Genomic DNA, 9,939 nt, shown 5'->3' on the forward strand with positions numbered 1-9,939 from the left:
ATAGGGGTCTGCGCGATACAGGGCGAAAGAAATGGAGCCTGGAATGGACAAGACCGCGAGCGGCTGGGTGAACGGATTCGTCGGGGTGTTGATCTTCAGCGGCTCGCTGCCGGCGACGCGCGTGGCGGTGGCGGATTTCGATCCGACCTTCCTGACTTCGGCCCGCGCGGCGATTGCCGGACTGCTCGGCCTGGCGATGCTCATCCTGTTCCGGCAGAAACGGCCGGAGCGCGGGGATCTGCTGTCGCTGGCGATCGTTGCGCTGGGCGTGGTCGTCGGCTTCCCCTTGCTGACGGCGCTGGCGCTCAAGCACGTCACCTCGGCCCATTCCATCATCTTCGTCGGTCTGCTGCCGTTGGCGACGGCGATCTTCGGCGTGCTGCGTGGCGGCGAGCGTCCACGCCCGGCCTTCTGGCTGTTCTCCTGCCTCGGCAGTGCGCTCGTCGCGGGCTTTGCCCTGATGCAAGGCGGGACGGCGTCACCAATTGGCGACGGCCTGATGCTGGCCGCCATTATCGTCTGTGGACTGGGTTATGCGGAAGGGGCCGCGCTGTCGCGCCGGCTCGGCGGTTGGCAGGTGATCTGCTGGGCGCTGGCGATCTCGCTGCCGATCATGCTGGTGCTGACCTTTGCAACGCTGCCCCCGTCCTTCGTCGGCATCGGCTCCGGCGCCTGGGCCGGCCTCGCCTATGTCTCGCTGTTCAGCATGCTGATCGGCTTCGTGTTCTGGTATCGCGGCCTGGCCCAAGGCGGCATCGCCGCCGTCGGCCAGCTGCAGCTTTTGCAGCCCTTCTTCGGCCTGGCGCTGGCGGCGAGCCTGCTGCACGAGCAGGTCAGCCCGCTGATGATCGCCGTCACCGTCGCCGTGGTGCTTTGCGTCGTCGGCGCCAAGAGATTCGCCAAGCAGGAGTTGCCGAGACCCGCGGCTTCGGCGTGACGCCGGCATCCGCTCCTAGAACTTCGTCACTACGCCGATGCCGATGCCCTCGAAGCCGCCCATCGCCATCAAGGCCGCAGGCGCCTCCTCGAGGCTGATCTTCTTGCCGACCAGAAGTTCCGGCTTCAGCTTGCCGGTGCGGATCATTTCCATCATCGCCGGATAGCGGTAGGCCTGCATGCCGTGGCTGCCGAATATCTCGAGCTCGAAGGCGATCACCTTGTCCATCGGCACCTGCGGCTTGGCATGCTCGGCCAGCATCAGGCCGACCTGAACGTGGCGGCCGCGGCGGCGCAGATTGGCGATCGAATTGAACGAGGTGGTCGGGTGGCCGAGCGCGTCCATCGACATATGCGCGCCGCCATTGGTGATCTGCTTGACCGCCTTGACCACGTTGGGGGTGTTCGAGGCATTGATGGTCGCCACGGCGCCGATCTTCCTTGCGAAGTCCAGCTTCTCGTCGGTGAGGTCGATGGCGATGACGTTGGCGCCGATCGAGCTGGCGATCATGATCGCCGACAGGCCGACGCCGCCGCAGCCATGCACGGCCACCCATTCGCCCGGCTTGACCCGACCCTGGTCGACGATGGCGCGGAAGGAGGTGACGAAACGGCAGCCGAGGCTGGCGGCGGTGGCGAAGTCCATCTCATCGGGCAGGCGCACGAGATTGGTGTCGGCATGGTCGATAGCGACATATTCGGCGAACGAGCCCCAGCCACTGAAGCCTGGCTGCGTCTGGTGCTCGCAGACCTGGTGGTTGCCCGACGTGCATTCGAAGCAGCGGCCGCAGCCAACGGCGAACGGCACGGTGACGCGGTCGCCGGCCTTCCAGCGGGTCACCCGCTTGCCTGCGGCGACGACGATGCCGGCGAGTTCGTAGCCGGGCACATGCGGCAGCGTGATGCCGTCATCATGGCCCATCCAGCCATGCCAGTCGCTGCGGCAAAGCCCGGTCGCCTCGACCTTGATGACGACGCCTTCCGGCGCCGGCTTCGGGTCGGGAACGGTCTGGATCGTCGGCGTCTCGCCGAATTTCTCGAAGACGACGGCTTTCATCGGCAACTCCTCATGCTCTACCCGGAATTGTGCGGCTACTCCGCGTCTACCTGATTCTCCGGCGCCGCCTTGCGGAAAGCCGGCAGCGCCATGCAGGTGGCGTGGATGCGCGAGATCACCGGATAGGGCGCCATGTCGATGCCGAAACGGGCGTTGTTGGTGACCTGGGCGGCGAGACAGATGTCGGCAAGGCCGGGTGCGTCGCCGTGACAGAAGGTGCCGGTCTCGGGCGATGAAGCGAGAATCGTCTCAAGCGGCTGGAACCCTTCGTTCACCCAGTGCCGGAACCAGTTGACGACATCCTGGTCGCTGGCGCCGAACAGCGTGCGCAGCGAGGTCAGAACACGCAGATTGTTCACCGGATGGATGTCGCAGGCGATCATCTGCGCAAGCATCCGCACACGCGCCCGGCCGAGCGCGTCCTTCGGCAACAGCGGCGGCTCGGGCACGGTCTCGTCGAGATATTCTATGATCGCCAGCGACTGCGTCAAAAGCTGGCCGCCGGCGAGGATCAGCGCCGGCACCAGCCCTTGCGGATTGACCGCGAGGTAGGCGGCTTCGAGGTGCTCGCCATGGCGCAGATGATGCGGCACGTAATCGTAGGTGAGGCCCTTCATCTCCAGCGCGATGCGCACCCGGTAGGAGGTGGAGGAGCGGTAGTAATTGTGGAGGATCAGGTCGCTCATCGCATCACGCTGCCGGCTGGCCGATGGTGATTTCGATGGCGCCGATGCCGTCGACGCCGCCGGTCATCGTTTCGCCCGGCCCGACCGCGCCGACGCCGGCCGGCGTGCCGGTGAAGATCAGGTCGCCCGGTTCCAGTTCGACCGCCTCGCTGCAGATCGAGACGATGTCTGCGAGCGGCCAGATCAGCTCGGCAAGGTCGGCATCCTGCCGGACCTTGCCGTCGACGGCGAGCCAGATGCGGCCCTTCGCGGGGTGGCCGGACTTCTGCGCCGGGACCAGCGCGCCGCACGGGGCGGAACGGTCGAAGGCCTTCGACCAGTCCCAGGGCCGCGCCGCCTTCTTGGCCTGGTCCTGCAGGTCGCGCCGGGTGAGGTCGATGCCGACGGCATAGCCCCAGACATGAGCAAGCGCCTCGTCGCGGGGAATGCGGAATCCTGCCTTGCCGATCGCCGCGACCAGCTCGATCTCGTGATGCAGGTTCGCGGTCAGCGGCGGGTAGGGGATGGTGGCGCCGCTGTCGACCACCGCGTCGGCCGGCTTGGTGAAGAAGAAGGGCGGATCGCGCTCGTCATTGCCGAGTTCCCTTGCATGCGCCGCATAGTTGCGGCCGACGCAGAAGATGCGGCGCACCGCGAAGCGTTCTTGCGAGCCCCCGACGGCAACGGACGGGGTCGCGGGCAAAGGAAGGACGAATTCCGTCATGCGTTTCTCTCAATCGTATCTCTGGTCGGCACATTCGGCCGATTTGCGCGACCCGGCAAGGGATGCGCGATGGCAAGGCGCTGGTCATACCGGCGCTTGCCGGCTGAATTTCAGCGGAACAAGGCCGCGCCGACGTTCAAAAAACCGTCGCGGCCAAAAGAAACAGCGCTGTGGGCCATTCGGCGGCATGTCGTTTACTTTCGTTTCCGGTTATGGCGTCACCTGGGCACTGCAATCGACGGCAAGAATGGCGATGTATTGTTTGCCAATAATCTGGCCATGGTTGCGGGATTATCCTATTCTGGGCGCAAGTGAAGCGACCTCATCATGACCGCAGTCAACGATCGCGCCCGGTTTCTGATCATCGACGACCATCCGCTGTTCCGCGAGGCGCTGCACAGCGCCGTGCAGATGGCCTATCCGGACGTCGATACGGTCGAGGCGCGCTCGATCGCCGAGGCGCTCGACCTGCTGGCCGGCCCGAAGCCGTTCGACCTCGCGCTGCTCGACCTCAGCATGCCCGACGTTCACGGGTTCGACGGGTTGCTGCAGCTCAGGACCCGCCATCCGCGCCTGCCGGTGGTGATCGTCTCCGGCTATGAGGAGCCGCGCATCATTTCCGAGGCGCTGTCCTACGGCGCGGCCGGCTTCATCCCGAAATCGGCGCGCAAGAGTGACCTCGCCGCCGCCATCCGCTCGGTGATGGACGGCGCGATCTATGTGCCGGAGACCTACGAGATCCAGCCGCCCGACGCCGACAGCATCGACCGCGCCGACATGGTGCAGCGGCTGGCGCGGCTGACGCCGCAGCAACTGAGGGTGCTGCAGATGCTGCGCCAGGGCATGCTCAACAAGCAGATCGCTTATGAGCTGCAGGTCGGCGAGACCACGGTCAAGGCGCATGTCTCGGAGATCCTGCGCAAGCTGAACGTCTACAGCCGCACGCAAGCGGTGATCGAGGTGTCGAAGCTCGATAATGCGGAGCTGTTTCGGGATCAGGCGGGGTTTTGAGGTTTGCAATCACCCTGCAGGTGATGACGCCGAGCGAGCACGAAAAAGTGCACCGTCACCGTAATTCATTTCCGACAGACCAACAGCCCCTAAAACGATATCGACGAAACGACTGCTCTCACTTCATAGTTCTTCATTCATAATCTCGCTTTCTTCACCAAGGCCGACATAGGTCACGAAAGCAAAATCGTTCCCATTCGACAAGTACCAAGCAGACAACGTTTCATCCGCTTTCTGAGACAATACGCCAACACTCATTGTATTTGCGAATTTCTCCTCCGAAATATGATTGGTGTCTATGAGGTTGTTGTGGCAAAATTCGATCATGAACGATCTAAGAACCTCGAAACCCGCGTTAGGTTTTTCCCCGCTCCGATATTTGGCGATAGAGAATTGAAGAGCGCCGACACCCGATGCCTTGGCTAAGGTAGGGGGCCACGCTCCAGGAACGTCGTCGGTTATGTCTTCCCATCCGGCAGCCAGGTCGAATGTGATGCCATGGAATTGTACTATCATTGCGATTTCTGGATCACTCCTGACCTACCTGCTTAAGCTCGCGGCCGTCGACAAAAAGCCGAACAAATCCCCCATCAGGGGGCCAAAGGCAAAGATGGGTTCCGGCTTCTTCGATTTCGTTCCGGCCCGCGAAAGCGGGTTCGCCGAAGAATCGAAACTCCGCTTCTGTTGATGGATCGATCAGATACTGATGTGCCCAAGGTTCCACGACGATCCGGATCGGACTGTCGGTACGGTTCCTGTACGAGATGGTCTGGGTGAGATGCATCAGCACCAGCTTCAAGCCAGCAGATGCGCCAGCAGCGCCCGCAGTTGCGCCGGCTTCAGCGGTTTGCGCATCAGTTCGATGCCGTCGGCGCGGGCGGCCTTGGCGACGACGTCCGACCCGTCGGCGGTAACGATCAGCGCCGGCACCGGGCGGCCGAGATAGTCGCGGACTTCGGCGATGGTCGCGGTGCCGAGGTCGCCGCCGTCGAGATGCTGGTCGGCAATGACGATGTCGGGCACCCAGTCGGTGTCGCCAAGCATATCCAGCGCATCGTCGGTCGAGGTCGCGGCGCGCACCTGGCATTGCCAGCGCTCGAGCAGGAAGGTCATCGCCTGCAGTACGTCGGCATCGTTTTCGACCAGCAGCACCTTGGTGCCGAACAGGCCGTAGCCGCGCGGCCGCTCCAGATCGGCGGTGCTGGCGGTCGTATCGGCCGCGGCGCCGATGCCGACCGGAACGTCGATGTGGAAGATGGTGCCGCGGCCGAGCTTCGACGAGAACGTCACCGGATGGCCAAGGGCGGCGGCCATGCGGCGCACGATGGCGAGGCCCAGTCCCAGCCCGCCGCCGGACAGCCCGGTGTCGGTGAGCGCCGTGCTGCCACGATGGAATTCCTCGAACACCGCCTCGCGCTGATCGTCGGCAATGCCGCAGCCGGTGTCGGCGACATCGATGCGGATAATATCGCCGCGATGCCTGGTGCCGACGAGCACGCCGCCGGAGCGGGTGTAGCGCAGCGCGTTGGACAGGATGTTCTGCAGGATGCGGCGCAGTAGCGTGCGGTCGGAGCGCACCAGCGCGTTCACCGGCCGGAACTTCAGCGTCAGCCCCTTCAGCTCGGCCACCGGCAGGAAGTCCGAACGCAGCGAGGAGAACAGCGCCTCCAGGCTGACATCGCCGATCTCGGGCTGCACCACTCCGGCGTCGAGCTTGGAGATGTCGAGCAGCGTGCGCAGCAGGTCCTCCATCGTCTCCAGCGAACGCTCGACCTGGCGCACCAGCTTCTTGCCTTCCTCGCTGGTCTGCACCTCGGCCAGCGCCGAGACGGAGAGGTGGGCGGCGTTCAGCGGCTGCAGCACGTCGTGGCTGGCGGCCGCCAGGAACCTGGTCTTGGAAAGGTTCGCCAGTTCGGCGGTTTCCTTGGCCGCGATCAGGTCGATGTTGGTCTGCTCGAGCCGGCGCAGGGTCGAGTGCAGTTCGTCGGTGCGCGTGCGCACCCGGTTCTCCAGCGAGATCGCGGTCTGGAACAGCGAGAAGGCATTGCCCTGCTGGTCCATCGAGCGCTCGACACGGCTGACCAGCGCGGCGTTGATCTTCTTCAGCTTTTCGAGGTCGTTGATATCCCGGAGCGGCATGGGCGGCCCGCGCTATTCGGCCGCCAGGCGATCGCCGAAGGCGATGCCGGTGAAGGTCTGGTTGAGATGCATCGAGCGATACTGTTCGCCATAGGTGCCGAAGCCGATGACGTTGTTGACCCGGTAGAGCTCCGAAATATCCCGGAAGACTTGGCGGTTGCGCGCGTCGAGCCGCCGCAGCACGCAGTCGAAACCGAGGATCATGTCGATGCCGCCCAGCCGCTCCCGGACATCGCTGAGCGCGGCGCGTGTCGCCTCCACCATGTTCTTCGGCTGGGCGATCGAGAGCACGACGCCGTCGTCGATGGCGCAGAAGAAGGAGAGCGAGCCGTCGGAATGCATCCTCTGGATCGAGCGGCAGTAATATTCGCCGCCCACCTTCACCACCACCGGATGCGAGGCAAAGCTCAGCGGCGTCAGCGTATGCGGCAGGATCCCGACCGAGGCGGCATATTCCTCGGCGGCGTTGACGGCGTTGAATTCGCGCACGATGCGGTGATCGGGATCGGAAGCGGTCACCACCAGCTTCTCGTCGGTGGGAATGAAATTGTCGGTCTTGAAGACGTGGAAGGGGATTTCGGTGGCGATCAGCATGATGATGGCGCTGTCGGAGGCGACCTTGCCGTTCGAGATCAGCGTGGTGGTCTCGAATTTGAGGTCGTCGCCGGCCGAGCCGCCAATCAGCGGAATGTCATCCAGCCCCCAATGGATGGCCGACGTCACGGCCTCCTCGGCATAGGACAGCCCGTCGATGAAGCACAGCGCGAAGGTATCCTTGGCCCGTCCATGTCCGACGCGGCCGCGCAGCGAGCGCCTGAGCGCCGCGACCTCGCCGGTGATCCTGTCCATGCCCGACGAGGAGAGATTGTCGACCATGATGCTGGCCGTGGCGAACGAGGCGGACGGCAGGAGCAGGGCAAGGATGTGGCCGTCCTCGAGCCCCTGCGGCGTGATTTCGCCGGCGGTCGAGCAGCCGGCATAGGCAAGCGCCGGCGCGTGCTCGGTCAGCGCTTGCGACAGCGCCGCCGCATCGACCAGACTTTGGGAGAAGAACAGCAGCGCGAAACCAGCGTCGATCGCCGCCGCTTCCGCCGCGATTGCCCGGGCGAAGGCATTGGCGTCGGGCTCATCCGTGGTGAGCGCCGAGAGGCCGCATGCATAGCGCGTCCGCGAACTGGCCAGCTGCCTTCTCCTGCATTTCCTCCGACGTTGTCTTGTGCGCGTCGGGCGAGCGGCGTTGAAGGCATTGTTGTCTTCACGGCGGCGCTTTGGCAATGGTCCGCCCCCATACGGCGTGACCGAAAGTACAATATGCGACTTTTCGGGCGAACTGCATTCTCGCCCCGTGGAGGGCCCAAGCTATTTTTTTCCCGCTTTTGTGCGGCACGTGAACGGGCGAACAGCCAGGCGCCGGGAGGAAAACGGCGCCAGGACGACCAAGGTAAAATACCCAGGGAGGTTTCATGTCGGACATATCGTTGACGGTGAACGGCAGGCGCGTCAGTGGCGCCGCCGAGGACCGTACGCTTCTGGTTCACTTCTTGCGCGAGAATCTCGGCCTCACCGGGACGCATGTCGGCTGCGACACCTCGCAATGCGGCGCTTGCGTCGTGCACGTCGACGGCAAGGCGGTGAAGTCCTGCACGATGCTGGCGGCGCAGGCCTCAGGGTCCAGCGTGGTGACCATCGAAGGGCTCGCCAACGGCGCCGACCTGCATCCGGTGCAGGCCGCGTTCAAGGAGCATCACGGGCTGCAATGCGGCTTCTGCACGCCGGGCATGATCATGACGGCGACCGACATGATCGCGCGTCATCCGGAAGGCCTCGACGAGGCGACGGTGCGGGCCGAGCTCGAAGGCAATATCTGCCGCTGCACCGGCTACCACAACATCGTGAAGGCGATCCTCGCCGCCTCGAAGGCGATGGCGAAGGGGTCGAAGGGCAAGACGAAACGGGCTGCTTGATAGGGGAGTAAGGGAATAGGGGAGTAAGGGAATAAGCCAATTGGCTCTTAAATCCCTACTCCCTTACTTCCCTACTGACCTATTCCCCTAAATTCCGGAGGAATTTCATATGGGCATTGAAGGTGTTGGCGCCCGCGTGGCGCGCAAGGAGGACAAGCGGTTCATCACCGGCGCTGGCCGCTATGTCGATGACATGGTGGTTCCTGGCATGAAGCATGCAGCGTTCGTGCGCAGCCCGCACGCGCATGCTCAGATCAGGAAGATCGACGTCAAGAAGGCACAGGCCATGCCTGGCGTCATCGGTGTGCTGACCGGCAAGGAGCTCAAGGCCGACGGCATCGGCAATCTGATCTGCGGCTGGATGATCCATTCCAAGGACGGCTCGCCGATGAAGATGGGCGCATGGTCGCCGCTGGCCGTCGACAAGGTCCGCTATGTCGGCGACGCGGTCGTAATCGTGGTTGCCGAAACCAAGGGCCAGGCGCGCGACGCAGCCGAGGCTGTCGAGATCACCTACAAGGAACTGAAGGCGGTGGTCGACGCGACCAAGGCGCTGGAGAAGGGCGCGCCGCAGATCCATGCCGAAGCCGAGAACAACCTGATCTTCGACTGGGAGATCGGCGACGCCAAGGCGGTCGACGCGGCGATCAAGGGCGCGGCGCACGTCACCCGGATGAAGATCGTCAACAACCGGCTGGTGCCCAACGCGATGGAGCCCAGGGCAGCGCTTGGCCACTACGACAAGGCCGAGGATCATTACACCTGCTGGACGACATCGCAGAACCCGCATGTCGCGCGGCTGGTGATGAGCGCCTTCTACAACATCGCGCCGGAGAACAAGCTGCGCGTCATCGCGCCCGATGTCGGCGGCGGTTTCGGCTCGAAGATCTACATCTATCCGGAAGAGATCGTCTGCCTGTGGGCCTCGAAGAAGACCGGCGTGCCGGTGAAATGGGTCGCCGACCGCACCGAGAGCTTCCTTTCGGATGCGCATGGCCGCGACCATGTCTCGACGGTGGAGATGGCCTTCGACAGGAACAACCGGATCACCGGGCTGAAGGTCGACACGATCGCCAATCTCGGCGCCTACATGTCGCTGTTCTCGTCCTGCGTGCCGACCTATCTCTACGCCACGCTGCTGTCGGGCCAATACGACATGCCGGCGATCCACGCCAACGTTCGCACCGTCTACACCAACACCGCGCCCGTCGATGCCTATCGCGGGGCAGGGCGGCCGGAAGCGACCTATCTGCTGGAGCGCACGATGGAGACCGCCGCGCGCGAGCTCGGCGTGTCGCCGGCGGAGCTTCGGCGGACGAACTTCATCAAGTCGTTCCCGCACCAGACGCCGGTCATCATGAACTATGACGCCGGCGACTATGGCGCCTCGCTCGACGCGGCGATGAAGGCATCGGACTACGCCGGCTTTGCCAAGCGCAAGGC

General features: G+C 64.1%; 12 protein-coding genes. 5 read left to right on the top strand and 7 right to left on the bottom strand.

What is annotated here, in order from left to right:
* Positions 1-43 precede the first annotated feature (43 nt).
* The gene (locus EN738_RS24380; protein ID WP_127285941.1) at positions 44-937 is read left to right on the top strand and encodes a DMT family transporter; all 894 of its coding nucleotides are present in this window, start codon (positions 44-46) and stop codon (positions 935-937) included.
* A 15-nt stretch (positions 938-952) separates the two neighbouring features.
* Here EN738_RS24380 and EN738_RS24385 read toward each other — a convergent pair whose 3' ends face one another.
* The 3 genes from EN738_RS24385 to EN738_RS24395 are packed head-to-tail and all read right to left on the bottom strand — an operon-like array spanning position 953 to position 3,382.
* Entirely contained in the window at positions 953-1,993 is a 1,041-nt protein-coding gene (locus tag EN738_RS24385) for a zinc-dependent alcohol dehydrogenase family protein (protein WP_127285942.1), read from the bottom strand.
* A gap of 35 nt (positions 1,994-2,028) precedes the next feature.
* Complete coding sequence (maiA, locus tag EN738_RS24390; RefSeq protein ID WP_127285943.1) at positions 2,029-2,679, bottom strand: maleylacetoacetate isomerase; 651 nt, start codon at positions 2,677-2,679, stop codon at positions 2,029-2,031.
* A gap of 4 nt (positions 2,680-2,683) precedes the next feature.
* Complete coding sequence (locus EN738_RS24395; protein ID WP_127285944.1) at positions 2,684-3,382, bottom strand: fumarylacetoacetate hydrolase family protein; 699 nt, start codon at positions 3,380-3,382, stop codon at positions 2,684-2,686.
* A 69-nt stretch (positions 3,383-3,451) separates the two neighbouring features.
* On the opposite strand from EN738_RS24395, the gene EN738_RS24400 reads away from it, so the two are divergent.
* Both EN738_RS24400 and EN738_RS24405 read left to right on the top strand, forming a co-directional pair.
* The gene (locus EN738_RS24400) at positions 3,452-3,697 is read left to right on the top strand and encodes a hypothetical protein (RefSeq protein ID WP_127285945.1); all 246 of its coding nucleotides are present in this window, start codon (positions 3,452-3,454) and stop codon (positions 3,695-3,697) included.
* Positions 3,698-3,709: 12 nt separating this feature from the next.
* Complete coding sequence (locus EN738_RS24405; RefSeq protein ID WP_127285946.1) at positions 3,710-4,393, top strand: response regulator transcription factor; 684 nt, start codon at positions 3,710-3,712, stop codon at positions 4,391-4,393.
* A gap of 123 nt (positions 4,394-4,516) precedes the next feature.
* On the opposite strand, the gene EN738_RS24410 is transcribed toward EN738_RS24405, so the two are convergent.
* The 4 genes from EN738_RS24410 to EN738_RS24425 are packed head-to-tail and all read right to left on the bottom strand — an operon-like array spanning position 4,517 to position 7,714.
* A complete protein-coding gene (locus EN738_RS24410) occupies positions 4,517-4,909 on the bottom strand; it encodes a hypothetical protein (protein ID WP_127285947.1) in 393 nt (130 codons plus the stop codon).
* Between the two features lie 13 nt (positions 4,910-4,922).
* Entirely contained in the window at positions 4,923-5,192 is a 270-nt protein-coding gene (locus tag EN738_RS24415; protein WP_127285948.1) for a hypothetical protein, read from the bottom strand.
* On the bottom strand, positions 5,189-6,532 hold the full coding sequence (locus EN738_RS24420; RefSeq protein ID WP_127285949.1) for a hybrid sensor histidine kinase/response regulator: 1,344 nt from the start codon (positions 6,530-6,532) through the stop codon (positions 5,189-5,191). Before EN738_RS24420 ends, EN738_RS24415 begins: the two co-directional genes overlap by 4 nt.
* 12 nt (positions 6,533-6,544) lie before the next feature.
* On the bottom strand, positions 6,545-7,714 hold the full coding sequence (locus tag EN738_RS24425; protein ID WP_127285951.1) for an FIST signal transduction protein: 1,170 nt from the start codon (positions 7,712-7,714) through the stop codon (positions 6,545-6,547).
* Between the two features lie 281 nt (positions 7,715-7,995).
* On the opposite strand from EN738_RS24425, the gene EN738_RS24430 reads away from it, so the two are divergent.
* Both EN738_RS24430 and EN738_RS24435 read left to right on the top strand, forming a co-directional pair.
* A complete protein-coding gene (locus EN738_RS24430) occupies positions 7,996-8,496 on the top strand; it encodes a (2Fe-2S)-binding protein (protein WP_127285950.1) in 501 nt (166 codons plus the stop codon).
* 109 nt (positions 8,497-8,605) lie between these two features.
* Positions 8,606-9,939, top strand: a 1,334-nt coding sequence (locus EN738_RS24435; protein WP_145966918.1) for a xanthine dehydrogenase family protein molybdopterin-binding subunit, incomplete at its 3' end; no start/stop codon positions are given.

The sequence above is a fragment of the Mesorhizobium sp. M4B.F.Ca.ET.017.02.2.1 genome (assembly GCF_003998955.1).
GTDB classification, from domain to species: domain Bacteria; phylum Pseudomonadota; class Alphaproteobacteria; order Rhizobiales; family Rhizobiaceae; genus Mesorhizobium; species Mesorhizobium abyssinicae.

Excerpts from the sequence above, each read along its gene's own strand:
- EN738_RS24405 (WP_127285946.1), top strand. The coding sequence starts at position 3,710 with ATGACCGCAGTCAACGATCGCGCCCGGTTTCTGATCATCGACGACCAT.
- EN738_RS24410 (WP_127285947.1), bottom strand. The coding sequence starts at position 4,909 with ATGATAGTACAATTCCATGGCATCACATTCGACCTGGCTGCCGGATGG.
- maiA (WP_127285943.1), bottom strand. The coding sequence starts at position 2,679 with ATGAGCGACCTGATCCTCCACAATTACTACCGCTCCTCCACCTCCTAC.
- EN738_RS24385 (WP_127285942.1), bottom strand. The coding sequence starts at position 1,993 with ATGAAAGCCGTCGTCTTCGAGAAATTCGGCGAGACGCCGACGATCCAG.
- EN738_RS24400 (WP_127285945.1), top strand. The coding sequence starts at position 3,452 with ATGGCAAGGCGCTGGTCATACCGGCGCTTGCCGGCTGAATTTCAGCGG.
- EN738_RS24430 (WP_127285950.1), top strand. The coding sequence starts at position 7,996 with ATGTCGGACATATCGTTGACGGTGAACGGCAGGCGCGTCAGTGGCGCC.
- EN738_RS24380 (WP_127285941.1), top strand. The coding sequence starts at position 44 with ATGGACAAGACCGCGAGCGGCTGGGTGAACGGATTCGTCGGGGTGTTG.
- EN738_RS24395 (WP_127285944.1), bottom strand. The coding sequence starts at position 3,382 with ATGACGGAATTCGTCCTTCCTTTGCCCGCGACCCCGTCCGTTGCCGTC.
- EN738_RS24420 (WP_127285949.1), bottom strand. The coding sequence starts at position 6,532 with ATGCCGCTCCGGGATATCAACGACCTCGAAAAGCTGAAGAAGATCAAC.